Genomic DNA, 26393 nt, shown 5'->3' with positions numbered 1-26393 from the left:
CGCGAAAGCGGTGCACCAGTCAACAGAAATGTTGAATGTGGTGCCGCCTTCGCGAGCAGGCTCGCTCCCACAGTTGTTTCGGGCCTCTCTGTAGGAGCGAGCATGCTCGCGATGAACCCGAGAACGCCGCGGGGTGTCAGGTTTCCCGCGTAATCGTTGGTGACCATCGTCGGAACGCCGCCCGGAGCATGCTCGCTCCTACAGCCGCCTGTCGGTAGTTGTTCGAAGTTGTAACAGCGCCAAACGCGCAGTGCTGAATCTAGAAAAATAATCCAGATAAAACAGATGCTTACGCGGATTTTGGTTTGTTACAGCCAATCTCACGAGTAATTGCCGCCTTACTGAACACTCGTTTAGTATGGCCTCAAGTCGCATCACCTCAGACCAATCACAATAATTCGAGGATTCGCATGACTACCCACGATTCTCTGCTCAGTCAGGTCGAAGCCGGCGTTGCCTGGATCACCCTCAATCGCACCGCCCAGCGCAATGCGCTGGACATTCCGACGCTAAAAAACCTGCACGCTTTGCTCGACGCCTTCAACGCCGATCCTGCGGTGCGCGTGGTGGTATTGACGGGTAGCGGTCGCAGTTTCTGCGCCGGCGCCGACCTGGCTGAATGGGCCGAAGCCGAGGCGCGTGGCGCACTGGAAACCTACGGCTGGACCGAAACCGCCCACGCCCTGATGACCCGTTTGCACAGCCTGGATAAACCGACCATCGCCGCCATCAACGGCACCGCCGTCGGGGCCGGGATGGACTTGACCCTGTGCTGCGACCTGCGCATCGCCGGGCAGTCGGCCCGGTTCAAGGCGGGCTACACCAGCATGGCCTACTCGCCAGACGCCGGCGCCAGTTGGCACCTGCCACGGTTGATCGGCACCGAGCAAGCCAAACGGCTGCTGTTCCTCGACGAACTGTGGGGTGCCGACCGTGCCCTGGCCGCTGGCCTGGTCGGCGAAGTTTGCGCTGACGATCAACTATTGAGCGTCGCTGGCGAGCTCGCCGCACGCCTGGCCGCCGGGCCAACCTTTGCCTTCGCCCAGACCAAAAAGCTCATGCGCGAAGGCGCCGATCGCAGCCTGGCCGAGCAACTGCAAGCGGAACTGGCTGCCGGCCTGTTGTGCGGTCGCAGCGAAGACGGCAACGAAGCGTTGCGCGCCGCCACGGAAAAACGCCCGGCGCGTTTTATCGGTCGCTGACCCTCGGTAAACCTTTAACAGCACTCGAACAACAGGTAGCACCCATGAATTTCCAACTGACTCAAGAACAAGAAATGTTGGTGGACTCGGTACGCAGCTTCGTCGAGAAGGAACTGCTGCCCTATGAAACCGAGGTCGACCGCGCCGACGAAGTTTCCCCGCAATTGGCCGCGCAGATCCGTGGCAAGGCGATCGCCGCCGGTTTCTATGCCTTCAACATGCCCGAGGAGGTAGGCGGTGGTGGCCTCGATTACTTGTCCCAGGCACTGATCGAACGTGAGCTGTCCAAGGTCTCCTGGGCGCTGCACGTGTTTGTCGCGCGGCCGTCGAAGATCCTCATGGCCTGCACCGGCGAGCAGATCAACGACTACCTGTTGCCGTGCATCCAAGGCGAGAAAATCGACTGCTTCGCCCTGACCGAACCAGGTGCCGGCTCCGACGCCAACGCGATCAAGACCCGCGCAGTGCGTGAGGGCGACGACTTTGTCCTCAACGGCAGCAAACACTTCATCAGTCACGCCGGGCACGCCGATTTCGCCATCGTCTTTGCCGTCACCGACACCTACGAACACAACGGCAAGAAGCGCAACGCCGTGACCTCGTTCCTGGTCGACCGCAACACCCCGGGCATGACCATCCGCCGGGGGCCCAAGTGTGTGAGCAACCGTGGTTACCACACCTTCGAAATGTTCTTCGACGACTGCCGCGTACCGGCCAATAAGGTCCTGGGCGAAGTCGGCAAGGGGTGGGACGTGGCCAACGCCTGGCTCACAGCCGGCCGGGTGATGGTCGCCGCCAACTGCGTAGGCCAGGCGCAACGGGCGCTGGACGTGTCGCTGCAATGGGCGGCCGATCGCAAACAGTTCGGCCAGGCCATCGGCACCTACCAAGGCGTGTCGTTCAAGCTGGCCGACATGGCCACGCAAATCCGCGCCGCCGAACTGTTGACCCTGCACACCGCCTGGAAAATGGACCAGGGCACCATGACCGATGGTGAGGCCGGCATGGCCAAGCTGTTCGCCAGTGAAGTGCTCGGTCGCGCGGCAGACGAGGCGGTGCAGATATTCGGTGGCATGGGCCTGATGGACGAAGGTCCGGTGGAACGTATCTGGCGTAATGCGCGGATCGAACGGATCTGGGAAGGCACCTCGGAAATCCAGCGGCACATCATTTCCCGCGAACTGCTGCGGCCGCTGCTGCGCTGATCGCCCGGAGAATTGCCATGTCCCAGACTATTCGTGACAACCTCAAGCGCATGCTCGCGCCACGGCATGTGGCCTTTGTCGGCGGGCGCAGCATGGCCCGCGCCCTCAAGCGCTGCGCCGAGGGCGGCTACCCAGGGCAAATGTGGCTGGTCAACCCGCAGCACGACAGCCTCGAAGGCGTGCCTTGCGTGCGAAACATTACTGACCTGCCGTGCGGGCCGGACGCAGTGTTCATCGCCACCAACCGTGAGCTGACCCTGACCTGCGTCTCACAACTGGCCGCCATCGGCACCGGCGGCGCTATCTGCTATGCCTCTGGTTTCGCCGAAACCGGCACCGAAGGCCAGGCCTTGCAACAGCAGCTGCTTGAAGCCGCGGGCGACATGGCCTTGCTCGGCCCCAACTGCTACGGCCTGCTCGACTACCTGCACAGCAGCGCGCTGTGGCCGGTGGCCCATGGGGGCAAAGCGGTGGAGAAGGGCGTGGCGGTGCTGACCCAAAGCGGCAATTTCGCCTACAACCTGTCCATGAGCGACCGCTCGCTGCCGGTGGCCTACATGGCCTCGGTCGGCAACCAGGCGCAACTGGGGGTGGCCGAACTGATGGACGTGCTGCTCGACGAGCCGCGCGTCACCGCCATCGGCCTGCATCTGGAAGGCCTGAAGAACGTCCCGGGTTTTGCCCGCGCCGCGCACAAGGCGCTGGAGAAGGGCATTCCAATCATCGCCTTGAAAACCGGCGTGTCGCAGATCGGTGCCGAACTGGCCCTCAGTCACACCAGTTCGCTATCTGGTTCCGATGCACTGTACGACGCGCTGTTCGATCGCCTCGGGGTAATCCGCGTCAGCGGCCCCGTGAGTTTCGTCGAAACCCTGAAAGCGGCGGCCTGCGGAAACCTGCCGGCGGGCAACAGTCTGATCGCGCTAGCCTGCTCGGGTGGCGATGCTGGCCTGATCGCCGACTACGCCGAACGCAACGACTTGGGCTTGCCCAAGCTCGATGCCGGGCAAGTCGGCGAACTGGCGCAGGTGCTGCCCAGCTACGCCAACCTGGTCAACCCACTGGATTTCACCACCGCCATCTGGGGCGACGGCGAAGCCCTGGACCGCATGCTCGACAGCGCCCTGCGCACGCCAGCCGATGCAGCGATGCTGGTGCTCGACTACCCGGCGCAATTTACCGGCGAGCGCAAGGAATGCGACCTGTTGCTCGACCTCTACTGCAAGGCGCTGGAACGTCACGGCAAGACCGGTTTCGTCACCTCGGCTTTCCCGGAACTGCTGCCGCCTCACGCCCGTGAGCATTTGCATGCCCAGGGTGTGGCGGCCTTGCAGGGCGTCGAAGACGGCTTGGCGGCGTGGGGGCGTATCGCCGGATACCCACGCAAGCGCCAGGCATTGTTGACGCTGGGCGAGTCGGCACTGGTGCCGCTGTGCCCTCAAACGCTGGCGGGCGAAGGGCAACTGCTCAATGAATGGGACTCCAAGCAGGCCTTGCGTGCATTCGGCCTGCCGACGCCCGACGGCGTGTTGAGCACACCGGACAATGCGCTGAAGGACGCCGCGGCGCTGGGCTATCCGTTGGTGGTCAAAGTCGTCAGCGCACAACTGCCGCACAAGACCGAAGCCGGTGCAGTGGCACTGAATCTCAAGGACGACACCGCTTTGAGCGCCGCGTTGGACAGGATGCGCGCCAGCATCAACGCGTACGCGCCGCAGGTGGCCTTCGATCAACTGCTGCTGGAACCCATGGCCAAGCCGCCATTGGCCGAGCTGATCGTTGGCATCAAGCGCGAAAACGATTTTGGCCTGGCGCTGGTGATTGGCGCCGGCGGGATTCTGGTGGAGTTGCTCAAGGACAGTCGCAGCCTGTTGCTGCCGACCACCGACGGCGCGATCCGCCAGGCCTTGCTGAGCCTGCGCAGCGCCCCGTTGCTGCAAGGTTTCCGCGGTCGCCAGGCGGCGGATCTCGACGCGCTGGTAGCGGCGATCCGCGCCGTGGCCGACTACGCCTGCGAAAACGCCGGGCAACTGCTGGAGCTCGATGTGAACCCATTGTTGGTCGGTGCCGATGGCACGACCGCGGTCGATGCGTTGATTCGCATCGCTCATGCGTGAGGACCTGAATATGCAAGACAAAACCTTGACCGGTGGCCAGGCGCTGGTGCGCCTGCTGGCCAACTACGGCGTCGATACCGTGTTCGGCATTCCCGGTGTACACACCCTTGAGCTGTATCGCGGACTGCCCGGCAGCGGCATTCGCCACGTGCTGACCCGCCACGAACAAGGCGCCAGTTTCATGGCCGACGGCTATGCCCGGGTCAGCGGTAAACCCGGCGTGTGCTTCGTGATCACCGGTCCCGGTGTGACCAATGCCGCCACCGGCATCGGCCAGGCCTACGCCGATTCGATTCCGATGTTGGTGATATCCAGCGTCAACCACACGGCCAGCCTCGGCAAGGGCTGGGGCATCCTGCACGAGTGCCAGGATCAGCGCGCAATGACGGCGCCGATCACTGCATTCTCAGCGGTGGCCCTGACTGCCGAAGACTTGCCGCAGTTGATCGCCCGTGCCTATGCGGTGTTCGACAGCGAGCGTCCGCGCCCGGTGCACATTTCGGTGCCGCTGGACGTGTTGTCGGCGCCGATCGCCCGTGACTGGAGCAATGACGTGGTACGCCGTCCGGGGCGCGGTCCGGCATCGGCCACTGCACTCGATCAAGCCGTGGCCAAGCTCAACGGTGCGAAACGACCCATGATCATCGCCGGTGGCGGTGCACTCGATGCCGCCTCGCAGTTGCAGGAAATCAGCACCCGACTGGCTGCGCCGCTGTTCACCAGTGTCGCGGGCAAGGGCTTGTTGCCACCGGATGCGCCGCTCAACGCCGGTTCCTCACTGTGTGTGGAACCGGGCTGGAACCTGATCGCCGAGGCCGACGTGGTGCTGGCGGTCGGCACCGAAATGGCCGACACCGACTTCTGGCGTGAGCGCCTGCCGCTCAACGCTGAGCTGCTGCGAGTGGACATCGACCCGCGCAAGTTCAACGACTTCTACCCTTGCGCCGTGGCCTTGCATGGCGATGCGCAACAAACCCTCTGTGGCCTGCTCGAGCGACTGCCATCCGAGGTACGTGATGCAAGCGCTGCGATTGCCTCGGTCAGCGCACTGCGTGAAGCGGTCAAGGCCAGCCATGGCCCGTTGCAATCGATTCATCAGTCGATTCTTGAGCGCATTGCCGCAGAGCTGCCGCAAAACGCCTTCATCAGTACTGACATGACTCAACTGGCCTACACCGGCAACTACGCGTTCGACAGTGCCGCGACCCGCAGCTGGTTACACCCGACCGGCTACGGCACCTTGGGTTACGGCCTGCCGGCCGGGATTGGCGCCAAGTTCGGTGCGCCGCAACGCCCGGGCCTGGTGCTGGTCGGCGATGGCGGTTTCCTCTACACCGCGCAGGAACTGGCAACCGCTGTCGAGGAACTGGACAGCCCGCTGGTGGTGTTGCTGTGGAACAACGATGCGCTGGGGCAGATTCGTGACGACATGCTTGGCCTGGATATCGAGCCCATCGGCGTGCTGCCGCGCAACCCCGACTTCGCGGCCCTCGGGCGCGCGTTCGGTTGCACGGTGAACCAACCGCAAAGCCTGGCCGAGTTGCAAACGGACCTGCGCCACGGCTTCAAGCGCAACGGCGTGACCCTGATCGAACTCAAGCATGCCTGCGCACACTGATTTGTATTTCAAGGGGATGAAGCCATGCGCTTTTCCGATCTGACTCAACGTATCGCCGGTGACGGCGCTGCCGCCTGGGATATTCATTACCGTGCACTGGCCATGCTGGAGCAGGGCAAGGACATCCTGCTGTTGTCCGTGGGCGACCCGGATTTCGACACGCCGCAACCCATCGTGCAGGGCGCCATCGACAGTCTGTTGGCCGGTAACACCCACTATGCCGAGGTTCGCGGCAAGCGCGCCTTGCGGGAGGCCATCGCCAAGCGCCACCATCAACGCAGCGGGCAGCGGGTGACAGCGGACGAAGTCACCGTGCTGGCCGGCGCCCAGTGCGCGCTGTTCAGCGTGGCCCAGTGCGTGCTCAATCCGGGCGATGAAGTGATCGTCGCCGAGCCGATGTACGTCACTTATGAAGCTGTGTTCGGCGCTTGCGGCGCCAAGGTCGTGCCGGTGCCGGTGCGTTCGGAGAACGGCTTTCGCGTGTTGCCCGAAGACGTCGCCGCGCGCATCACCCCGCGTACCCGTGCCCTGGCGCTGAACAGTCCGCACAACCCGTCCGGTGCAAGCCTGCCGCGCAGCACCTGGCAAGCGTTGGCCGAATTGTGCATCGCCCACGACCTGTGGCTGATTTCCGATGAGGTCTACAGCGAACTGCTGTTCGACGGCGAACACGTCAGCCCGGCGAGCCTGCCGGGCATGGCCGAGCGCACCGCGACCCTTAACAGCCTGTCGAAATCCCACGCCATGACCGGCTGGCGAGTGGGTTGGGTGGTGGCGCCGCCGTCCCTGGCTGCGCACCTGGAAAACCTCGCGCTGTGCATGCTCTACGGTTCGCCGGATTTCGTTCAGGATGCGGCGGTCGTGGCATTGGAAAGTGATCTGCCGGAACTGGACGCCATGCGCGAAGCCTATCGCCAGCGTCGCGACCTGGTGTGCGAGCACCTGGCCGATTGCCCGGGCGTGCGTGCCCTGAAGCCCGATGGCGGGATGTTCGTGATGCTCGATATCCGTGAAACCGGGCTCAGCGCCCAGGCGTTCGCTGATCGCCTGCTCGATCGCCACGGGGTTTCAGTACTCGCCGGTGAAGCGTTCGGCCCGAGCGCGGCCGGGCATATTCGCCTCGGCCTGGTGGTTGGCCCTGAACCCTTGCGCGATGCCTGCCAGCGCATCGCCCGTTGCGCCCAGGAACTGATGGAGGCTCAGCTACATGCTTAATCACAAGTCGCTGTTTATCGATGGACGCTGGCAAGTCCCGTCGGGCCAGGGCATCGCGCAAGTGATCAACCCGGCCACCGAAGAAGTGGCGGGCAGCGTGCCGTTGGGCGATGAACGCGATGTGGACAACGCCGTGGCTGCTGCACGCAGGGCCTTTGGTCCATGGTCGCGCACTCCGTCGAGCGTGCGTGCCGGTTACATCCGTGCGTTGGCGGAACAACTGAAGACCCGCGCCGATGAAATGGCCTCGGTGATCACCACTGAACTGGGGATGCCGGTGCAATGGTGCCGTTCGGTGCAAGTGGACGGGCCGATCATTGGCCTTGAACAATACGTAGAACTCGCAGGCCTGATGGACGAAGTGCGCGAGGTCGGCAACTCGCGGGTGTACCGCGAGGCGGTGGGCGTCTGTGCGTTCATCAACCCCTGGAACTACCCGCTGCACCAGTTGATCGGCAAACTCGCCCCGGCGCTCGCGGCGGGTTGCACGGTGGTGGTCAAGCCAAGCCAGGAAACCCCGTTGCACGCGTTCTTGCTGGCCCAGATGATCGAGGACATCGGCCTGCCAGCGGGGGTGTTCAACCTGGTCAGCGGACCGGGCTCCAAGGTCGGCGAAGCCTTGGCCAAACACCCGGACGTGGACATGGTGTCGTTCACCGGTTCCACCGGCGCAGGCGTTCGCGTCTCACAGGCCGCCGCGCCTTCGGTGAAGCGCGTGTGCCTGGAGCTGGGCGGCAAGTCGGCGTTGCTGATTGCCGAGGATGCCGATCTGGAGGCAGCGGTGCGCTATGGCGTCCAGGACGTGATGATCAACTCCGGCCAGACCTGCACCGCGTTGACCCGCATGCTGCTGCCGGCCAGTCGTTATGCCGAGGCGCTGGAAATTGCGCTGGAGGAAACCCTGAGCCTGAAGATGGGCGATCCGCTGGATCCGCAGAGCTTCCTTGGCCCGATGTGCTCCGCCGGGCAACGTCGCACCGTGCTCGACTACATCAGGATCGGCCAGGAAGAGGGTGCACGCCTGTTGTGCGGTGGCGACGCGGCGCCGGAATTCGAGCGTGGCTACTACGTCAGCCCGACGCTGTTCGCCGACGTTAACAACCGCATGCGCATCGCCCAGGAAGAAATCTTCGGCCCGGTGCTGTGCCTGATCCCTTATGAGGATGAGGCGCAGGCGATCCAGATCGCCAACGACTCGCCGTTTGGCCTGTCCAGCGGGGTCTGGGCCGGCAGTGCCGAGCGTGCCTTGCAACTGGGCAGACAGTTGCGCGCAGGGCAATGCTTCCTCAATGGCGCGGCATTCAACTATCAGGCGCCGTTCGGCGGCTACAAACAATCCGGTAACGGGCGTGAATGGGGGGAAGAGGGGCTGGGCGAATTCGTCGAAGTGAAGGCGATCCAGGTGTGACCATCAACGATTCAAAGACTGTATGCACCGGGCCCAGGCCCGGTGTCTTGCGTGGTTTTGCACGGGTATTTCATTAGCTTTTATCAGGGGCAATGCAATGAGCGATAACAAAAACAAGATTACTCAAGCGAACAATGAATTCAGTTTCCCGCGCAGGGACTTCCTGAAGTACAGCGCCGCCGCCGTGGCGGTGGCCGGGGCGTTCTCCATGGGCTTGCCGACAGGCGCCTTCGCTGCAGAAGCCACGCCGAAGCCGGGCGGCATATTGCGCCTGGGCCTTGCCGGCGGCAGTACCACCGACTCGAAAGACCCGGGGTCCTGGGCGGACACCTTTACCTTCGTCGGTTTCTCGGCGGTCTATAACACCCTGACTGAAATCGCCGTAGACGGCACCGCGATTCCGGAACTGGCCGAGAGCTGGACCTCAACCCCTGATGCCCGCGTCTGGACCTTCAAGCTGCGCCAGGGCGTGACCTTCCACAACGGCAAGAGCCTGACCGCCGATGACGTGGTCGCGTCGATCCAGCATCACCTCGGCGAGAAGTCCACCTCGGCGGCCAAGACCGTGCTGGGCGACGTGGCCAAGGTCAGCGCCAATGGCAGCGACAGCGTGGTGTTCGAACTGCATTCGGGCAACGCCGATTTCTCCTATGTGGTCGCCGATTATCACTTGGCGATCCTGCCGAGCAAGGACGGCGTGGCGGACTGGCAGGCTGGCGCCGGCACCGGTGGCTATCGCCTCAAGGACTTCGAACCGGGCGTGCGCATGACCCTGGAACGCAACCCCGATTACTGGAAAGCCGGGCGTGCGCACTTCGCCAGTGCCGAGTTGATCGCCATCGCCGACGGCGCAGCGCGGGTCAATGCGCTGGTCACGGGGCAAGTGGACGTGATCAACAAGGTCGACCTCAAGACGGTAGCGTTGCTCAAGCGCAACCCGAACCTGGTCATCGAAGAAACCAAGGGTGCCCAGCACTACACCTTCCCGATGCTCACCGACAGCCAGGTGTTCCAGAACAACGACGTGCGCCTGGCGATGAAGCACGCAATCAACCGCGAAACCCTGCTGGCTTCAGTGCTGTACGGCTATGGCCTGGTGGGCAACGATCATCCGATCCAGCCCGGTAGCCGCTTCATCAACACCGCGCTGGAACAGCGCACCTATGACCCGGACAAGTCGCGTTTCCACCTGAAAAAGGCCGGTCTGGATTCGCTGAAGGTGCGCCTGCAGGCCTCCGACGCGGCGTACACCGGCGCCGTCGATGCCTCGGTGCTGTTCAAGGAACAGGCCCGTGTGGCCGGGATCGACATCGACGTGGTGCGCGAGCCCGCCGACGGTTTCTTCTCCAACGTCTGGATGAAGCAACCCTTCACCACCTCGTTCTGGTACAGCAGCCTGACGGCCGACCGCATGTTCAGCATCGGCTACGCCAAGGGCGCGGCGTGGAACGAAACCCATTGGGACAACCCGCGTTTCAACCAGCTGCTCAACGCTGCCCGGGGCGAGATGAACGAGCCGTTGCGCCGTGAGATGTACAACGAAATGCAGGCGCTGTGCCGGGACGACGGCGGGGCGATCGTGCCGCTGTTCGCCAGCTCCGTGGCGGCGCGTTCCAACCGTGTGGCCCACGGCGGGCAGACCGCGCCATACGGAGAGCTCGACGGCTTGCGCGTGATCGAACGCTGGTGGCAGGCATAAGCGCTCGCCAAACCAATGAAAAACCCCTGTAGGAGCGAGCATGCTCGCTCCTACAGGGGAAATTGTGATCTTCGTAAGGAATCGCACGGTGAATCGGTGATCGTTCCCACGCACAGTGTGGGAACGATCATAAAAAGGTGCCCATTTCTAGGACTGCACGATGAGAAGTATTTTCAGGTTATTGGGGCAGCGCCTCGCTTTAGGCCTGCTTTCACTGTTCGCGGTATCAGTTATCATCTTCCTCGCCGTCGGCCTGCTCCCCGGCGACATCGCCCAGGCCATGCTCGGCCAGTCTGCCACCCCGGAAACCGTGGCGGCCTATCGCGCGCAACTGGGCCTGGACCTGCCACCCCTGACCCGTTTCGGGCAGTGGATCTGGCAACTGCTGCACGGTGATCTCGGCGTATCGCTGGCCAACCAGCGGCCGATCGCCGAACTGGTCGGCAGTCGCCTGGGCAACACCTTCAGCCTGGCGCTGTTGGCCGCGTTGGTGTCGGTGCCTTTGGCATTGTTGCTGGGCATGCTCGCGGCGTTGTACCGCAACAGCTGGTTCGACCGCCTGCTGAACACCTCGGCCCTGAGCGCGGTGTCGTTCCCCGAGTTCTTCGTTGCCTACATCCTGATCCTGGTGTTCGCGGTGAAGCTCAATTGGTTCCCGAGCATTTCCAACCTCTCGCCAAACGCCAGTCTGGGTGAGGTACTGGAGCGCTCGGTGCTGCCAGTGGCGACCCTGAGCCTGGTGGTGATCGCGCAGATGATGCGCATGACCCGCGCCTCCTTGATCAACCTGCTGGCCAGCCCCTACATCGAAATGGCCCGGCTCAAGGGCATCAGCCAGTCGCGCATCATCTTCCGTCATGCCTTGCCCAACGCGCTGGCGCCGATCGTCAACGTGGTGGCGCTGAACCTGGCGTACCTGGTGGTTGGCGTGGTGGTGGTCGAGGTGGTGTTCGTCTATCCGGGCCTCGGCCAGTTGCTGGTGGACTCGGTGGCCAAGCGCGATATCCCGGTGGTCCAGGCTTGCAGCCTGATCTTTGCCGCCACCTACATCCTGCTCAATACCAGTGCCGACGTGCTGTCGATTGCCAGCAACCCACGCCTGATGCATCCAAAGGGGTAGACCATGAGCCTGCTTAAAGAATTGCTCCGGGCGCCGCTGAGTGCGAAGTTCGGATTACTGGTGATCGTCGTGTATATCCTGGTGGCGCTGTTCGCCCCGGTGCTGGCGCCGTTTGGCGAAACCCAGGTGGTGGGCGAGGGCTTCGCGCCGTGGGGCGGGCAGTTCCTGTTGGGCACCGATAACCTGGGGCGCGACATGTTCAGCCGCCTGGTCTTTGGTGCGCGCAACACACTGGGCATCGCGTTTCTGACCACGGTGCTGGCGTTCCTGCTCGGTGGCACCTGCGGCCTGATCGCGGCGATCAAGGGCGGTTGGGTCGATCAGGGCCTGTCGCGGGTCGTCGACATCCTGATGGCCATTCCGCAATTGATCTTTGCCTTGCTGATTCTCAGTGTGGTCGGCACCACGGCCACCTCACTGGTGCTGGTGATCGCGCTGCTGGATGCAACCCGGGTGTTTCGCCTGTCCCGCGCCGTAGCGATGAACGTGGTGGTGCAGGACTTCGTCGAGGCCGCGCGCCTGCGCGGTGAAGGCCTGTGCTGGCTGGTCACCCGCGAGGTACTGCCCAACGCCGCAGCGCCGCTTATTGCCGAATTCGGCCTGCGGTTCTGCTTCGTGTTCCTGTTCATCAGTGCATTGTCATTCCTCGGCCTGGGCATCCAGCCGCCCACCGCGGACTGGGGCAGCATGGTGCGCGACAACGCGGTGCTGATCACCTTTGGCGACATCAGTCCTTTACTGCCCGCCCTGGCCGTGGCCTTGATCACGGTCAGCGTCAACTTCGTCGTCGACTGGATGCTGCACAAGTCCAGCGGCCTCAAGGAGTGCTGAACATGACGACATCCAAACCGTTGCTGGAAATCCGCAACCTGCACATCGAAGGTCACTACGAGGATGCCTGGCATCCGCTGATCAAGGGCATCGACCTGACCCTGCAACGTGGTGAGGTGCTGGGGCTGATCGGTGAATCCGGGGCGGGCAAATCGACCCTCGGCTTGTCTGCCATGGGCTATACGCGCGACGGCTGCAAGATCACCGGCGGCACGGTGCGTTTCGACGGCATCGACCTGCTCAAGGCCAAACCCGAAGCCTTGCGCAAATTGCGCGGCCTGCGCATCGCCTACGTCGCGCAAAGTGCGGCAGCCTCGTTCAACCCCGCCCATCGCTTGATCGATCAACACGTGGAAACGGCGGTGAAGAACGGTGGCATCAGCCGTGAACAGGCGATGCGCGAGGCGGTGCAGTTGTACCGCGTGCTGCGCTTGCCCAACCCCGAACAGATCGGCCAGCGTTACCCGCACCAGGTCTCCGGCGGCCAGCTGCAACGGGTCATGACCGCCATGGCGATGGCCTGCCATCCGGACTTGATCATCTTTGACGAACCGACCACCGCCCTGGACGTCACCACCCAGATCGAGGTGCTGGCGGCGATTCGCGATGCGGTGAAGACCTACGGCAGCGCGGCGATCTACATCAGCCACGACCTGGCGGTGGTGGCGCAGATGGCCGACCGCATCATGGTGCTGCGCCACGGCAAGCTGGTGGAGGAGGCCGAGACCCGCAAGATGCTCGGTGACCCGCAGGAGGAATACACCAAGTCACTGTGGGCGGTGCGCAGTTTCCGCACCGAAGCCAAAGCCTGCCCGCAACAGGAAAAGCCGCTGCTGGAACTGCGCAACAGCTGCGCCAGCTACGGGCGGCAACCGGTGCTGCATGACGTTTCCTTGAAGCTGTATCGCGGCCAGACCCTGGCGGTCATCGGCGAATCGGGCAGCGGCAAAAGCTCCACGGCGCGGTTGATCACCGGCTTGTTGCCACCGACCCATGGTCAAGTGCTGTATGACGGCGAACCGCTGCCAGCGGACTTCCGCCAGCGCAGCAAGGAGCAACTGCGGCGCGTGCAGATGATTTACCAGATCCCCGACACGGCGCTGAACCCGCGCCAGCGCATCGTCGACATCATCGGCCGGCCACTGACGTTCTATCTGGGGCTCAAGGGCAAGGCCATGCGCGCGCGAGTGGCCGAGCTGCTGGAGATGATCGAACTGGACCCGGCAACGTTCATGGAGCGTCAGCCCCGGGAATTATCTGGTGGACAGAAACAGCGGATCTGCATCGCCCGAGCCCTGGCCGCCGACCCGCAACTGATCATCTGCGACGAAGTCACCTCGGCCCTCGACCAACTGGTGGCCGAAGGCGTGCTCAAGTTGCTCAACCGCATTCAGCAACAGCTCGGCGTCGCCTACCTGTTCATTACCCATGACGTCGCCACCGTGCGCGCGATTGCCGACGAAGTGCTGGTGATGCAACGGGGCAGGGTGGTGGATCATGGCTCGCGCAGTGCTATTTTCACCCCGCCGCATCAAGACTATACCGGGCTGCTGTTTTCCTCCGAACCCCAAATGGACCCCGACTGGCTCGACCGCTTGCTGGCCAGTCGTGCTACCGCGAATTCAAACCCTACGCTGGAAAAAGTCTAAGGAATCCCCATGAAAGTACTGATCGTCCATGCTCACCCCGAGCCGCAATCCTTCACCGCCGCCCTGCGCGACCAGGCCGTCGCGACCCTTGAAGCCCAGGGCCATGAAGTGCAGGTCAGCGACCTGTACAAGATGAACTGGAACCCGGTGGCCAGCGCCGATGACTTCTCAAAGCGGGAAAATCCCGAGTACCTGGTGTATGCGCTGGAACAACGCCTCGGTGTGAAAAGCCAGTCACTGGCAGCGGACATCCAGGCTGAACTGGATAAATTGCTATGGGCCGACCTGCTGATCCTCAATTTCCCGATCTTCTGGTTCTCCACCCCGGCCATGCTCAAGGGTTGGATCGACCGGGTGCTGGTCTCGGGCATCTGCTACGGCGGCAAGCGCTTCTACGATCAGGGCGGGCTTGCCGGGAAAAAGGCGTTGGTTACCGTGACTTTGGGGGGGCGTGAACACATGTTCGGTGAGGAGGCGATCCACGGGCCGTTGCAGGACATGCTGCGGCCGATTCTGCGCGGGACGTTGGCGTATGTCGGGTTTGATGTGCTGGAGCCGTTCGTGGCCTGGCATGTGCCGTACATCAGCGATGAGGCGCGACAGGCGTTTTTGCTGGATTACGATCAGCGCCTGCAACACCTGAGTGATGATCAACCCTTGGTGTTCCCCAAGCTGTCGCAGTTCGACGAACAGCTCTATCCATTGCATCGATCCGAAACTGTGAATGCTTGACCCCTGTGGGAGCGAGCCTGCTCGCGAAGAGGCCATCAGCTTCAATATCAAGTTGACTGACCCGACGCTTTCGCGAGCAGGCTCGCTCCCACAGTTTTAATGATCTCCTACTCAAATCCTCCGCCCCATTGTTCTGAATACGCAAACACTGATGTCGCCGAGAATGGAATTGTTGGTGCAGTGGCCGGCTTGTAGCCTCCATCTCGCCGAACACCGGGATTGGTCAACGATCCGGTGGAGCTCCAGCCAGGGCTCATCAAGACGTCACACCTTGCTTTCGGCCTTACGCCCCTTCGGGGGTTTGGCGCCTAATAAAAATAAGGAAGGCAGGTATGAGTATTCGTGCATGGGGTTGCGCTGCGACCCTGTTCGCTCCCGTTCTGGGGGCTGGCCTATTGTTTCCCGCGATGGCGCAAGCATCCGGCATCCCCTATGCCAGCAACCGGCCCCAAAGCTTTCAGTTCAGTTCGGACTTCACCGAGCCCTACAACTCGGTGGGTCAGGAATTTGAATACAACGACGACCGCAAACGCTTTGACGATCACGGCAACAAGGTCGCCGGCAGCAACACCGAGACCTACGTTGGCCTGACGTCGTTGTTGCACTACTGGAAGATGGACGGCCTGCCCAATACCGGCTTCATCGCCAGTATCACCCTCCCGGAGATTGCCGTGCGCGGCAACGGCACGCGGGTCAGCGGGCTCGGCGATCCGTTGGTCGGCGGCCTGGTCTGGTACAACCCGACGCCGCTGCGCACTATCGGTGCGCAAGCCTATGTGCAACTGCCGACCGGCGCGGACTCGGTCAGCAGCGACACCTACGCGTTGTGGCCGTCGCTGTTCTACAACGAATGGCTGGGCAAAGTGAACATCGATTTGCTGGTCGGCGCGATCCTTCGCGGCGATGGTCCGCACCACACCGAACCTGGCGATACCGGCCACGCCAACCTGCGCCTGGGCTACAACATCGTGGACCGCCCGACCTACCAGGTCACGCCCTTCCTCAGTGCCGACTACCAGAAAACCTTCGGCTCCGATGATCGCAACAACAACACCATCGAATTCTCTGAATCCAACGAAACCGCGCTCGGCGCCGGCGTGCTGTTCCAGCTCAAGCCCGGCGTGCAAAAGGTCTTCGCCCAGAAAATGTGGGACCAGGTGTCCATCCACTATTCCAAAGGCGTGGAAGGGCGCAACACCACCGTCACCGACGGCCTGTTTGTGCAGCTCTGGCATTACTGGTGAATCACCGACGCCTGCCTGCGTCGCCGCTACTCATTCCGGAGAATAAAAAGTGAACGAAGAAAACCAGAAACTTGCCCTGTCACGCCGCAGCTTCATCAAGGCCGGCGCCGCTGGTACGGCTGTCGCCGCCTTGTCGGGGGTGGCCGCACGGGCGATGGCCAGCGACGAGCTGCCCTTTGATCGAGAGCACGACATTGTCGTGGTCGGCGGTGGTGGCAGCGGTTTGCCTACCGCGTTGTTTTCCCGCTGGCTGGGCAATGACGTGGTTATCCTGGAAAAAGCCGGCAGCCCTGGGGGCACCGCGGCGAAAGCGGCGTTTTGGTACTGGGTGCCGAACAACAAGCCGATGCGCGACGCCGGCATCGTCGATGAAAAAGCCGATTACATGCGCTATGTCGCCCGGTTGACACGTCCGCAATCCTACGACGCCTCGTTGCCCAAACTTGGCCTGTCGGATTGGGAATACGAGATGTGCGAGGCGATCTACGAGAGCGCCTCGCCCGCTGCCGAACTGCTGGCCGAACGCGACGCACTGCCTTATCGCCATTGCCCGGACGTACCGGACTATTTCGCAGAGCTGTCCGAAGACAAGGCCAAGAAAGGCCGCGTACTGGTGCCCAAGGAAGCCCGGCCCAGCATGTCCGACGGCGGTCGCGTGGCGATTCGTACGCTGACCGCCGCCGCCAAGCGTGACGGCGTGCAGATTCGTACCGGCGAGCGCGTGGTGAAAGTGATCCTCAACGGCGCGGGCGAAGCGATCGGCGTCGAAGTCGAGACCGAAGAGGGTGCGCGGCAACGGGTCAAGGCGCGCAAAGCGGTGATCTTCGCTACGGGTGGTTTTACCCACGATCCGGAACTGCGCCGCAACTTCCTCAACGCCCCCGTCTACGGCGGCTGCGCCGCCCTGACCAACGAAGGCGATTTCATCCGGATTTCCAGCGAGCTGGGGGTGCAGTTGCGCAACATGAACTACGCCTGGTCGTGCCCGATCCTGTTGGAAAAAGCCCTGGCCAAGGACGGCTCGATGTCCGGCATTTTCACCATGAACGGCGATTCGATGCTGATGGTGAACAAGTACGGCAAGCGCGTCGTCAACGAAAAGACCGTCTACAACGAACTGGTCCCGACCTTCTTCCAGTGGGACGGCGATAAGGCCGAATACCCGAACCTGGTGATGTTCTCGATCTGGGACCAGCGCGCCCAGGACTACTGCAGCAGCGACGAATACGGCTCTCCGATCGTGCCCAAGGGCGGCAACGACCGCCATGTGGTCAAGGGCGAAACCCTGGAAGAGCTGGCGAAGAACATCGCCGAGCGCCTGGATAAACACGCCGCCGATATCGGCGGGATGAAGCTCAGCGCCGATTTCACGCTCAACCTGAAAGCCACCCTCAAGCGCTTCAACGAGTTGGCCAAGACGGGCAAGGATCTGGACTTCCATCGCGGCGAGCTGGTGATCCAGGGCGTGTTTACCGGCCCGGTCAAGCCCGACCGCACCGGCAACCTGACCATGTACCCGTTGGCCGCGAAAGGGCCGTACTACGCGGCGTTGATCACCGGCGGCAACCTCGACACCAAGGGTGGTCCGAAAACCAACTCCGTCGGCCAGGTATTGAACAACGCCAATGCACCGATCCCGGGCCTGTACGGCGTCGGCAACTGCGTTGCGTCGGCCTCCGGTCGTGCCTACTGGGCCGGTGGTTCGACGCTTGGCCCGATCATCGCCTTTGCCTATCGCGCGGCGAACCAGGCGCACAAAGAACCGAGCCGAAGCTGAATCAAGCCCCGTGACTGCATGAGATCAACGATATGACGCACTTGAAATTTTTCCTGCGAGCCCCGGCGCTGTTGGCGATGGCGGCCAGTTTTGCTTTGACCGGCAGCGCTTTGGCCGATGACCTGGCGCTGGCGCAGAAACTGGCGACCAACCACTGCGCGGTCTGCCACACCTTCGACAAGGGCGGCCCGCCGGGGCAGGGCCCGAACCTGTTCGGGCTGCTGGGTCGCAAGGCGGCCAGCGAAACCAACTTCACCTACAGCGACGGCTTCACCAAAGCCATGGCCGGCAAGGTCTGGGACGAGCCGATGCTCGACGCCTGGCTCACCGATGCCCAGAGCGTGGCGCCGGGCAGCGCCATGGTCTATTCGCAGGACGACCCGGCCAAGCGGCAGAAGATCATCAGCTACATCAAGTCGCTGCACTGACGGCCAACAGCCTTATCACTCCAATATCGAAACGACGGAGACAACCATGATCAGCACCCTTACAATGACCGACGAGCAACGCAAATCGGTCGCCCTGGAATACCTCAAGGCCTTCGACAACGGCGGTATCACCTCCACTGGCGGCAGCATTCTCGACCTGTTCGCCGAGGATGCACAGGTCCTGTTTCCCAAGTGGGGACTGGCCACCGGCCGTGAGCAGATCGGCCAGATGTTCAGCGACCTTGGCAGCCGCTTGAAATCGATTACCCACGACTATGCGCATTTCAACTGGATTCTTACGGGCACCGACACGCTGGTCTGCGAAGGCACCAGTTTTGGTGAACACGTCGACGGCCACTGGCGTGCGGGCGTCCCGTCAGCGGCCGGTGCCGGCTACTGGGCCGACGTGTTCGAGATCCGGGATTTCAAGATCCAGCGCTGCTTCATCTACCTGGACCCTGACTACGGCAGCCAGGACACGGCGCGCTATCCCTGGCTCAACCGCTAACCGCAGCCCCCCCTGTAGGAGCGAGCCTGCTCGCGATGGTCGTTAACGAAAACGCGGGGAACCTGACACCCATCGGCGTTCTTGAGTTCATCGCGAGCATGCTCGCTCCTACAGTGGCTTGCCATTCGAGTTCATCGTAATCTCGCAGGTTCTCGCTTCGTATTCCTATAAGAACAAAAACATCCAGAGAACCTGCCCCCATGGATCGTTTACTCAGTGTCGAAGCCTTCGTGCGGGTTGCCGAAACCGGCAACTTCGCCAGGGCGGCCCAGCAACTGGGCGTGACCCGCTCGGTCATTACCCACCGCATCCAGCAGCTGGAGCAGTTCATCAATGCGCCGCTGTTCCACCGCAGCACACGCCATGTACGCCTCTCCGAGGTCGGGGAGACGTACTACAAGGAATGCGCGGACATGGTCGCGAGCTTCAACTCGCTGACCGAACACATGCGCGAACTGCGCGCCAAACCTACCGGAAAACTGCGGGTGCAGATGCTGCCCGGATTTGCCATCGGGCACTTCGGTCGTCTGTTGGCCGAGTTCACCCGGCTGTATCCGGACATTGAAGTGGACGTCATCGTCAACGACCGGGTGGTGGACCCGATCGAAGAAGGCTTCGATGTGGCGTTCCAGATGTTTCCGCCAATGGCCGAAACCCTGATCGAGCGCAAGTTGTTCAGCGTTCGCCGGCTGTTTTGCATGTCTCCCGATTACGCCAGCGAGTTCGGCGTGCCCACCCATCCCCAGCAATTGCTGCAACACAAGATCGCCCTGTACGAGGGTTATCCGTCGCGCAACCGCTGGCTGTTCAACCGCGAAGACGAACAAGTGGAGCTGAGCCTGCCTGGCCAGGTGCGCTCGAACTCGGTGCACCTGTTGCGTGATTACGCACAGACCGGAGTCTGCATTGTCTGCCTGCCGACACTGGTGGCCAGTGACGACCTGCTCAGCGGGCGGTTGATTCCAGTGTTGCCTGAGTACGCGTTGTCCTCCTTCAATTTTTCAGCAGTGTACCCCGCGACCCAGCGTCGGGCCTTGAAGGTACGTACGTTGATCGACTTTCTGGTGGAGAACTTCGGCGATGAGCCCTGCTGGGATAAACCGTTGCTGGAGCGTGGCTGGGTGCGCTAATGAACCTCGCACCCAGTAGGAGCTGCCGCAGGCTGCGATCTTTTGATCTTGTTTTTTAAGATCAAAAGATCGCAGCCTCGTTGCACTCGACAGCTCCTACACAGCTCCGACACAACTCTTACAGTGTTTGCGTTTCGCGAACACTGTTGTCGCCGGTCCTCTAATTGTTCCGGGACCAGGCGCGACGTACTGTTGGCTCACTGTTACTACAACAACAAAACGGTGAAAACCCATGAGTAGCGCGGCAATCGAAACGGTCTTCGGCTCGCTGGAAAAATACACCAAGGGCTCGGTTGAAATCATCAGCGGCCAGGCCAGTCACTACGCCTTTTCCAACGTTTTCGAGGTGGCGGAAAAATCCCTTCCGTATGAAAAGGTCGTGGTCGGCCTCAACCTCGGCTACGTCATTGAAACCCTGCGCGCCGAAGGCCAGTCGCCCTGGTACACGGCCGCGCACGACGAATTCGCCATCGTCATGGACGGCGAAGTGCGGGTGGACTTCCTCAAGCTCGATACGCCATTGACAGCAGGCGAGGGCACGCAACTGGCCGGGGATGTGCCAAAGGGCAAACCCATGGGCTACGTCCTGCTCAAGCGCGGCCACCAGTGCCTGCTGCCGGTGGGCACGGCGTATCGCTTCGAAGCCAGTCGCCCGGGCGTGATCCTGCAGCAGACGATCAAAGGCCCGTTGTCGGTCGAGAAGTGGGCCGACATCTGCTTCAAGTGATCTGCCCAGCCGTCCCCGCCCACAAGAACAAAAGGAATCCCGCCATGGCCATGCTTGAAACCGCAGCCCAAACGCCACTGTTCACCGATGAAGATGTCCAGGTCAGCGCCGCCCATCCCGTCACCGGTTATCGCTCTTTCAAACTCGGCGCGTTCGAACTGTCGCGCGACGAGTATTTCGCCCGCATTACCTGGCCCGCCAAAGGCCAGACCCGTTCGCACTTGATCCCGGCCGATGCCTTTCTGCGTGCCTTGATGCGCGACGTGGCCTGGGGCTTTTTCTACGGCTGGGTCAACTTCGACCACGTCATCGGCACCCGCAACTACTACGGCAAGGTCGACCTGTACGCCGGCACCTTCAACGGCACGCTGAAGGCGGCCGGGGTCAACTACACCGAAAACTTCGAAACGCCGCTGATCATGGCGACATTCAAGGCGATCCTGCGCGACTGGACCAACGCCACCTTCGACCCCTTCGCCGCACCGGAAGAAACCGGCAGCGCCTTCGGTCGCAAGAACGGCAACAACATCGAGGCCATCGAGCGCTTCCGTATCGCCACCCGGCGCATGCCCGGCCTGCCGGATGATTCGCCGCTGCGCAACGATCTGCCGGTCAACCGCCAGTTCATCGATGTGCCGCAGGACGAGCCGGAAATTCACGCCGCAGAAGGTTTCGAAGGCCAGATGCATGCCTTCAACCTGCACAAGTACCTGTCGCGCTCCGACGTGACCTGGAACCCCTCGGTGACTTCGGTGTGCAAGGCCAGCCTGTTCTGCCCGACCACCGAGGAATTCATCCTGCCGGTGTTCCATGGCAATGACCGGATCGAGTGGTTCCTGCAGCTATCGGACGAGATCATCTGGGACGTCGGCGACAAGGACGATGGCAACCCCCGTGCGCGCATCACCATGCGGGCCGGCGATATCTGCGCCATGCCCGCCGACATTCGCCACCAGGGCTATTCGACCAAGCGCTCGATGCTGCTGGTCTGGGAAAACGCCACGCCGAACCTGCCGCAACGCTACGAAAGCGGTGAGCTCAAGCCGTATCCGATCGAGTTCTAAGACCACATGTCTTGCCCGGCCTTGCGCCGGGCCATGCACTCAGCCATCCAGTCAGACACTGCGCCCAAGGCGCGGTGCGAGGAAACCATTATGCAAAATCAGCTCTATATCGATGGCCGCTTCGTCGATGCGGTCGCCGGCGGCACCATCGACGTGGTGTCGCCCCATGACGGCTCGTTGATCACCCGCATCGCCGCCGCCGAAGCCGCCGACGTCGACCTCGCGGTGGCCGCCGCCAAACGCGCTTTCCCGGCCTGGTCGGCCCTGGGTGCCGCCGAGCGTGGGCGCCTGTTACTCAAATTGGCGGACCGGATCGAGGCCTGCAGCGAAGAACTGGCACAGCTGGAATCCCTTAACACCGGGCACCCGATCCGCGATTCCCGTGGCCTCGACGTGCCGCGCACCGCGGCGTGCTTCCGTTACTTCGGCGGCATGGCCGACAAGATCGAAGGCGCGGTGATTCCGGTGGAAGCCGGGTTCCTCAATTACGTGCAGCGCAAGCCAATCGGCGTGGTCGGGCAGATCGTGCCCTGGAACTTTCCGCTGATGTTCACCAGCTGGAAGATGGGCCCGGCACTGGCGGCGGGCAACACCATCGTCATCAAGCCCTCGGAAATCACGCCGCTGTCGACCTTGCGCATTGTCGAGCTGATGACCGAAGTCGGCTTTCCCAAAGGCGTGGTCAACGTGGTGCCGGGTTACGGCCATACCGCGGGCCAGGCGCTGGCCGAGCACCTCGACGTCGGCAAGATTGCCTTTACCGGCTCAACCGCGACCGGTCGGCGGATTGTTGAAGCGTCGCAGGGCAACCTCAAGCGCATTCAACTGGAACTGGGTGGCAAGGGTGCGAACATTGTATTTGAAGACGCCAATCTGGAAGCGGCGGTCAACGGCGCTGCCTGGGCGATCTTCCATAACCAGGGCCAGGCCTGTATCGCCGGTTCGCGGTTGATTCTGCATGAAGACATCGCTGATGCCTTCCTGGAGCGCTTCATCGCCCTGGCCAAGTCGATTCGCCTCGGTGACCCGATGAACCCCGACACCGAGATGGGCCCGCTGACCTCGGCCCTGCACCGCGACCGGGTTCTGGCCTACATCGATATCGCCATCGAGCAGGGCGGCAAGATCCTCGCCGGTGGCAAGGCGCCGGACGACCAGGCCTTGGCCAAGGGTTTCTATGTCGAACCCACAGTGGTCGAAGCCAAGCCGGGTGACCGTGTCTGCCAGGAAGAGGTCTTCGGTCCCTTCGTCACGGTGGTGCGTTTCAGCACCGACGAAGAAGCGCTGGCCATTGCCAACAGCACCGAGTACGGGCTGGGCAGTGGCCTGTGGACGCAAAACCTCAGCCGCGCGCATAAAATGGCCGACGCGATCCACGCGGGCATGTGCTGGATCAACTGCTACAAGCGCGTCAGCCCCGGCAGTCCGTTCGGCGGCGTAGGGCAGTCCGGTTATGGCCGGGAAATGGGCTTTGAAGCGATCCACGACTACACCGAAGCGCGCTCGGTGTGGGTCAACGTCGACGCGAAAATCCCCCCACACTTCAAACGCTGAGGTCGGCCATGAATCCTTTTGTCTACCAAAGCCTGCCGACCCGCGTGGTGTTCGGCTGGGGCAAGCTCTCGGCACTGGCTGAAGAAATCGAGCGCCTGGGCGCCCGACGGGCGCTGATCCTCACCACGCCGGAACAGCACGGGCTCGGCGAACGCGTTGCGGCGTTGCTCGGTGAACGTGCCGCGGGTGTGTACCCGCACGCGGTGATGCATGTGCCGCTGGAAGTGGCGCAAGCGGCGCGCATCGAGGCGGCGCGCCTGGATGCCGATTGCTGCGTGGCCATCGGCGGTGGCTCGACCATTGGCCTGGGCAAGGCGATCGCCATGGATTCGGGGTTGCCGATTGTGGCGGTGCCAACCACCTATGCGGGTTCGGAGATGACGCCGATCTACGGCCTGACCGAAAACCGCCTGAAGAAAACCGGACGCGACCCACGGGTGCTGCCGAAAACCGTGATCTATGATCCGCAATTGACCCTGACCCTGCCGGCGCAGATCTCCGCCTGTTCGGGCATGAACGCCATGGCCCACGCAGTGGAAGCGCTGTACGCCGAGGACGCCAACCCGATCATCGGTTTCATGGCCGAGGAATCGATCCGCTCGCTGGCACAGGCATTGCCGGGGGTGGTCAAGGACCCGAACGATCCCGATGCTCGCAGCCAGGCGTTGTATGGTGCCTGGCTGGCGGGCATCTGCCTGGGCTCGGTCGGTATGGCCTTGCACCACAAGCTCTGCCACACCCTGGGCGGCACATTCAATCTGCCCCACGCCCAAGCCCACGCCATCGTCCTGCCCCATGCCGCGCATTACAACCGCGAGGCCGCCGCCGAACCCTTGCAACGTGCCGCCCGAGCCCTGGGTGGTCGCGACGCCAGTGAGGTAGGCGCCTTGTTGTATGCGCTCAACCAGAAACTGGGCATTCCATTGGCACTGGCTGATATTGGCCTGCCGCCCAGCGGTCCGGCCGAAGCGGCGCAAATCGCCTGTGCCAGCCCGTATTACAATCCACGGCCGTTCGAACAAGGCCCGATCGAAGCGCTGCTGACCCGCGCCATGCTGGGCCAGGCGCCAGCCTGATCAACCGTGCTATCAGCACATGTCGGAATAAAAACAATGACCGATCACGATAACTCCATGGAAAAACTGATCTGCGAGCAGGCCGTGAACAGCTTCGCTGATGCAACCGATGCGCGCTACAAACAGATCATGCAGAGCCTGGTGCGGCACCTGCATGCGTTTGTCAGCGAGGTTGAACTGACCGAGCAAGAGTGGTTTGAAGGGATACGTTTCCTGACCGAGACCGGCCACAAGTGCGACGGCCAGGTGCGCCAGGAATTCATCCTGCTGTCGGACACCCTCGGCGTATCGATGTTGGTCGACGCGATCAATCATCGCCACAGCGCCACGGCCACAGAGACCACGGTGTTCGGGCCGTTCTACATCGAAGGCATGCCCGAGCGCGCGTTCGGCGAGAACATGGCCTTCACCCCGGGCGAGGCGGCGCTGGTGCGCGGGCGGGTGGTCGATACCCAGGGCAATGCCCTGGACGGCGCGGTGCTGGACGTCTGGCAGACTGCCGAAAACGGCAAGTATTCGGGCCAGGACACAGAACAGCCGTTCGGTAACCTGCGCGGGCGCTATCGCACCGACGCCGACGGCTGCTTTGCGATCCGCACGATTGTCCCGGTGTGTTATCCGATTCCGACCGATGGCCCGGTGGGGCGGATGCTCAAGGCCGCCAATCGGCACCCTTGGCGGCCGGCGCACCTGCATTTCATGATCGAGGCGCCGGGATATCGCAAACTGGTGACCCACCTGTTCAATCACGATGATCCGTACCTGGCGTCCGATGCAGTGTTCGGTGTGAAACAGTCGTTGCAGGTGATCTACGAAGATCGAACGAGCCACGATGACCTGTCCGCACGGTTGGGCATGCCATTGCCGTTCAAGCGTGCCTGTTACGAATTCGTCATGGAGGCGGCGTGAATCATGGGCCAGTTTTTTGCCGTATTCGCCACCGATCACCCGGATTCCCTGGCCCTGCGCCAACGCTTACGGCCCAGCCACCAGGCGCATTTGCGTGGGACCGATGCACACCGCGTGGTCGTGCGCCTGGGAGGCCCGACCCTTGATGACGCGGGCCTGGCGATGAATGGCACGCTGCTGGTGATCGAAGCCGGCAGCCTGTCCGAGGTGGAATCGTTCATCCAGGACGATCCCTACGTTCAGGCAGGGCTGTTTTCGAGCATCCAGATTCGTCCCTGGCACTGGAGTCTCGGCAATCCGGAACGGCGGGGCTGAGCATGACCCTCATCATCTTGTGCCAACGGGAAGACATCACCGACGGCGGCGCCCTGGGGCTGCCGCAGCATCAGCAACTGCATCCCGCCGGCCTCGTCGCGGTGCGCCAGGGCGAGCAGGTGTGGGTGTACATCAACCGCTGCCCGCATTTTTCCGTGCCACTGGACTATCGCCCGCAGGAATTCTGCACCTATCGCGGCCAGGTGCTGATGTGCGCGCATCACAGTGCGATGTTTCGGTTTGAAGACGGGCACTGTATCGATGGGCCGTGCCAAGGCGCGACGCTGGAATCCGTGCCGGTGCGCTGGGTGGATAATCGTCTGGTCATGGAGGTGGGCGAGGAGGGGTGAACTACACTGTTTCAGGGTGAATCACGCCCATCAGGAGATCATCATGAAAAGGTTGTCACCCATCGGCCTGTGCGTCGCACTGTCATTTTGCAGTGCCCAGGGATGGGCCCAGACGGTAGTACCGCTGAAGGGCCAGACTTCGCAACAGACTCAACTGGACATCAACGAATGCAACAGCATCGCCGCCAGCAGTGCATCGACCACCTCGACACCTTCTGGTGGACGGATCAAGGGTGCGGCAGTAGGCGCGGCGGCCGGCGCGGCCGGGGCCCAGGTGCGCGGCCGCCAGCATGACGAGTTCTATGATCGTGTCGATGACGATACCAAGCAGGACTACCGGCAGAACCGCGCCAAGGAAACGGCGGCGGCGGGCGCCGTGGTCGGCGGTTCTCGCCAGCGCCAGGAGCGTCGGGCGCAGGAGAAAACCAACGCGGCGACCACTTCGACGGCATATACCAGTTGCTTGCAGGGGAAGGGTTACCAGGTCAATCCGTGAACCCGTCCCGTGTAGGAGC

Annotated in this window: 24 protein-coding genes; all 24 read left to right on the top strand. The window is 62.6% G+C overall.

Features of this window, described 5'->3' with window-relative positions; translation table 11 throughout:
- Positions 1–410: 410 nt before the first annotated feature.
- The 24 genes from AC3WWR_RS23460 to AC3WWR_RS23345 all read left to right on the top strand — a co-directional run bounded on the left by AC3WWR_RS23460 (position 411) and on the right by AC3WWR_RS23345 (position 26374).
- Positions 411–1202 (top strand): enoyl-CoA hydratase/isomerase family protein, encoded by a 792-nt coding sequence (locus tag AC3WWR_RS23460; RefSeq protein ID WP_033044763.1) that lies wholly within the window; start codon positions 411–413, stop codon positions 1200–1202.
- A gap of 44 nt (positions 1203–1246) precedes the next feature.
- On the top strand, positions 1247–2407 hold the full coding sequence (locus AC3WWR_RS23455; protein ID WP_020801318.1) for an acyl-CoA dehydrogenase family protein: 1161 nt from the start codon (positions 1247–1249) through the stop codon (positions 2405–2407).
- Between the two features lie 17 nt (positions 2408–2424).
- The gene (locus tag AC3WWR_RS23450; RefSeq protein WP_492599115.1) at positions 2425–4524 is read left to right on the top strand and encodes an acetate--CoA ligase family protein; all 2100 of its coding nucleotides are present in this window, start codon (positions 2425–2427) and stop codon (positions 4522–4524) included.
- A gap of 10 nt (positions 4525–4534) precedes the next feature.
- Positions 4535–6142 carry a 5-guanidino-2-oxopentanoate decarboxylase gene (locus AC3WWR_RS23445; protein ID WP_020801316.1) on the top strand — a complete coding sequence of 536 codons (1608 nt, stop codon included), beginning with the start codon at positions 4535–4537 and terminating at the stop codon, positions 6140–6142.
- A gap of 24 nt (positions 6143–6166) precedes the next feature.
- The gene (locus tag AC3WWR_RS23440) at positions 6167–7357 is read left to right on the top strand and encodes a pyridoxal phosphate-dependent aminotransferase (protein WP_151142054.1); all 1191 of its coding nucleotides are present in this window, start codon (positions 6167–6169) and stop codon (positions 7355–7357) included.
- Positions 7350–8765 (top strand): aldehyde dehydrogenase family protein, encoded by a 1416-nt coding sequence (locus AC3WWR_RS23435; protein WP_083349133.1) that lies wholly within the window; start codon positions 7350–7352, stop codon positions 8763–8765. The genes AC3WWR_RS23440 and AC3WWR_RS23435 overlap by 8 nt, the downstream gene beginning before the upstream one ends.
- Before the next feature lie 97 nt (positions 8766–8862).
- Positions 8863–10464 (top strand): ABC transporter substrate-binding protein, encoded by a 1602-nt coding sequence (locus AC3WWR_RS23430; protein WP_432668151.1) that lies wholly within the window; start codon positions 8863–8865, stop codon positions 10462–10464.
- 160 nt (positions 10465–10624) lie between these two features.
- Positions 10625–11584: an ABC transporter permease gene (locus tag AC3WWR_RS23425; protein ID WP_432668150.1), complete on the top strand. Its 960-nt coding sequence runs from the start codon at positions 10625–10627 to the stop codon at positions 11582–11584.
- Positions 11585–11587: 3 nt separating this feature from the next.
- Entirely contained in the window at positions 11588–12415 is an 828-nt protein-coding gene (locus tag AC3WWR_RS23420) for an ABC transporter permease (protein ID WP_020801311.1), read from the top strand.
- Positions 12416–12417: 2 nt separating this feature from the next.
- Positions 12418–14064, top strand: a complete 1647-nt coding sequence (locus AC3WWR_RS23415; protein ID WP_492599114.1) for an ABC transporter ATP-binding protein — start codon at positions 12418–12420, stop codon at positions 14062–14064.
- 9 nt (positions 14065–14073) lie between these two features.
- Complete coding sequence (locus AC3WWR_RS23410) at positions 14074–14796, top strand: NAD(P)H-dependent oxidoreductase (RefSeq protein WP_179054840.1); 723 nt, start codon at positions 14074–14076, stop codon at positions 14794–14796.
- Positions 14797–15128: 332 nt separating this feature from the next.
- Positions 15129–16040 (top strand): transporter, encoded by a 912-nt coding sequence (locus tag AC3WWR_RS23405; RefSeq protein WP_033044411.1) that lies wholly within the window; start codon positions 15129–15131, stop codon positions 16038–16040.
- A gap of 49 nt (positions 16041–16089) precedes the next feature.
- Entirely contained in the window at positions 16090–17817 is a 1728-nt protein-coding gene (locus tag AC3WWR_RS23400; protein ID WP_033044409.1) for an FAD-dependent oxidoreductase, read from the top strand.
- A 32-nt stretch (positions 17818–17849) separates the two neighbouring features.
- Positions 17850–18245: a c-type cytochrome gene (locus tag AC3WWR_RS23395; RefSeq protein WP_083349128.1), complete on the top strand. Its 396-nt coding sequence runs from the start codon at positions 17850–17852 to the stop codon at positions 18243–18245.
- A gap of 46 nt (positions 18246–18291) precedes the next feature.
- A complete protein-coding gene (locus tag AC3WWR_RS23390; RefSeq protein WP_020799493.1) occupies positions 18292–18753 on the top strand; it encodes a nuclear transport factor 2 family protein in 462 nt (153 codons plus the stop codon).
- 200 nt (positions 18754–18953) lie between these two features.
- Positions 18954–19883 (top strand): LysR family transcriptional regulator, encoded by a 930-nt coding sequence (locus AC3WWR_RS23385; protein ID WP_020799494.1) that lies wholly within the window; start codon positions 18954–18956, stop codon positions 19881–19883.
- Between the two features lie 232 nt (positions 19884–20115).
- Positions 20116–20610: a cupin domain-containing protein gene (locus tag AC3WWR_RS23380; protein ID WP_168758162.1), complete on the top strand. Its 495-nt coding sequence runs from the start codon at positions 20116–20118 to the stop codon at positions 20608–20610.
- A 44-nt stretch (positions 20611–20654) separates the two neighbouring features.
- Positions 20655–21674 carry a hydroxyquinol 1,2-dioxygenase gene (locus tag AC3WWR_RS23375; RefSeq protein WP_168758161.1) on the top strand — a complete coding sequence of 340 codons (1020 nt, stop codon included), beginning with the start codon at positions 20655–20657 and terminating at the stop codon, positions 21672–21674.
- A gap of 90 nt (positions 21675–21764) precedes the next feature.
- A complete protein-coding gene (locus AC3WWR_RS23370; protein WP_033042770.1) occupies positions 21765–23228 on the top strand; it encodes an aldehyde dehydrogenase family protein in 1464 nt (487 codons plus the stop codon).
- 8 nt (positions 23229–23236) lie between these two features.
- Complete coding sequence (locus AC3WWR_RS23365; RefSeq protein ID WP_168758159.1) at positions 23237–24304, top strand: maleylacetate reductase; 1068 nt, start codon at positions 23237–23239, stop codon at positions 24302–24304.
- A 36-nt stretch (positions 24305–24340) separates the two neighbouring features.
- Complete coding sequence (locus AC3WWR_RS23360) at positions 24341–25213, top strand: intradiol ring-cleavage dioxygenase (protein ID WP_489328216.1); 873 nt, start codon at positions 24341–24343, stop codon at positions 25211–25213.
- A gap of 3 nt (positions 25214–25216) precedes the next feature.
- Positions 25217–25528: a YciI family protein gene (locus AC3WWR_RS23355; protein ID WP_020799500.1), complete on the top strand. Its 312-nt coding sequence runs from the start codon at positions 25217–25219 to the stop codon at positions 25526–25528.
- 2 nt (positions 25529–25530) lie between these two features.
- Entirely contained in the window at positions 25531–25878 is a 348-nt protein-coding gene (locus tag AC3WWR_RS23350) for a Rieske (2Fe-2S) protein (RefSeq protein ID WP_020799501.1), read from the top strand.
- 43 nt (positions 25879–25921) lie between these two features.
- Positions 25922–26374, top strand: coding sequence for a hypothetical protein (locus AC3WWR_RS23345; protein ID WP_492599113.1), 453 nt, complete (start codon positions 25922–25924; stop codon positions 26372–26374).
- The last annotated feature ends 19 nt before the right edge of the window (positions 26375–26393 follow it).

The sequence above is a fragment of the Pseudomonas sp. EB271-G4-1 genome, from assembly GCF_058791355.1.
Note: the sequence above shows the minus strand (reverse complement) of the source record. Positions and strands in the feature narration are given on the sequence as shown.

Excerpts from the sequence above, each read along its gene's own strand:
- AC3WWR_RS23455 (WP_020801318.1), top strand. The coding sequence starts at position 1,247 with ATGAATTTCCAACTGACTCAAGAACAAGAAATGTTGGTGGACTCGGTA.
- AC3WWR_RS23420 (WP_020801311.1), top strand. The coding sequence starts at position 11,588 with ATGAGCCTGCTTAAAGAATTGCTCCGGGCGCCGCTGAGTGCGAAGTTC.
- AC3WWR_RS23345 (WP_492599113.1), top strand. The coding sequence starts at position 25,922 with ATGAAAAGGTTGTCACCCATCGGCCTGTGCGTCGCACTGTCATTTTGC.
- AC3WWR_RS23445 (WP_020801316.1), top strand. The coding sequence starts at position 4,535 with ATGCAAGACAAAACCTTGACCGGTGGCCAGGCGCTGGTGCGCCTGCTG.
- AC3WWR_RS23375 (WP_168758161.1), top strand. The coding sequence starts at position 20,655 with ATGGCCATGCTTGAAACCGCAGCCCAAACGCCACTGTTCACCGATGAA.
- AC3WWR_RS23460 (WP_033044763.1), top strand. The coding sequence starts at position 411 with ATGACTACCCACGATTCTCTGCTCAGTCAGGTCGAAGCCGGCGTTGCC.
- AC3WWR_RS23350 (WP_020799501.1), top strand. The coding sequence starts at position 25,531 with ATGACCCTCATCATCTTGTGCCAACGGGAAGACATCACCGACGGCGGC.
- AC3WWR_RS23415 (WP_492599114.1), top strand. The coding sequence starts at position 12,418 with ATGACGACATCCAAACCGTTGCTGGAAATCCGCAACCTGCACATCGAA.
- AC3WWR_RS23370 (WP_033042770.1), top strand. The coding sequence starts at position 21,765 with ATGCAAAATCAGCTCTATATCGATGGCCGCTTCGTCGATGCGGTCGCC.
- AC3WWR_RS23405 (WP_033044411.1), top strand. The coding sequence starts at position 15,129 with ATGAGTATTCGTGCATGGGGTTGCGCTGCGACCCTGTTCGCTCCCGTT.
- AC3WWR_RS23450 (WP_492599115.1), top strand. The coding sequence starts at position 2,425 with ATGTCCCAGACTATTCGTGACAACCTCAAGCGCATGCTCGCGCCACGG.
- AC3WWR_RS23380 (WP_168758162.1), top strand. The coding sequence starts at position 20,116 with ATGAGTAGCGCGGCAATCGAAACGGTCTTCGGCTCGCTGGAAAAATAC.
- AC3WWR_RS23435 (WP_083349133.1), top strand. The coding sequence starts at position 7,350 with ATGCTTAATCACAAGTCGCTGTTTATCGATGGACGCTGGCAAGTCCCG.
- AC3WWR_RS23360 (WP_489328216.1), top strand. The coding sequence starts at position 24,341 with ATGACCGATCACGATAACTCCATGGAAAAACTGATCTGCGAGCAGGCC.
- AC3WWR_RS23390 (WP_020799493.1), top strand. The coding sequence starts at position 18,292 with ATGATCAGCACCCTTACAATGACCGACGAGCAACGCAAATCGGTCGCC.
- AC3WWR_RS23395 (WP_083349128.1), top strand. The coding sequence starts at position 17,850 with ATGACGCACTTGAAATTTTTCCTGCGAGCCCCGGCGCTGTTGGCGATG.
- AC3WWR_RS23355 (WP_020799500.1), top strand. The coding sequence starts at position 25,217 with ATGGGCCAGTTTTTTGCCGTATTCGCCACCGATCACCCGGATTCCCTG.
- AC3WWR_RS23385 (WP_020799494.1), top strand. The coding sequence starts at position 18,954 with ATGGATCGTTTACTCAGTGTCGAAGCCTTCGTGCGGGTTGCCGAAACC.
- AC3WWR_RS23410 (WP_179054840.1), top strand. The coding sequence starts at position 14,074 with ATGAAAGTACTGATCGTCCATGCTCACCCCGAGCCGCAATCCTTCACC.
- AC3WWR_RS23365 (WP_168758159.1), top strand. The coding sequence starts at position 23,237 with ATGAATCCTTTTGTCTACCAAAGCCTGCCGACCCGCGTGGTGTTCGGC.
- AC3WWR_RS23430 (WP_432668151.1), top strand. The coding sequence starts at position 8,863 with ATGAGCGATAACAAAAACAAGATTACTCAAGCGAACAATGAATTCAGT.
- AC3WWR_RS23425 (WP_432668150.1), top strand. The coding sequence starts at position 10,625 with ATGAGAAGTATTTTCAGGTTATTGGGGCAGCGCCTCGCTTTAGGCCTG.
- AC3WWR_RS23440 (WP_151142054.1), top strand. The coding sequence starts at position 6,167 with ATGCGCTTTTCCGATCTGACTCAACGTATCGCCGGTGACGGCGCTGCC.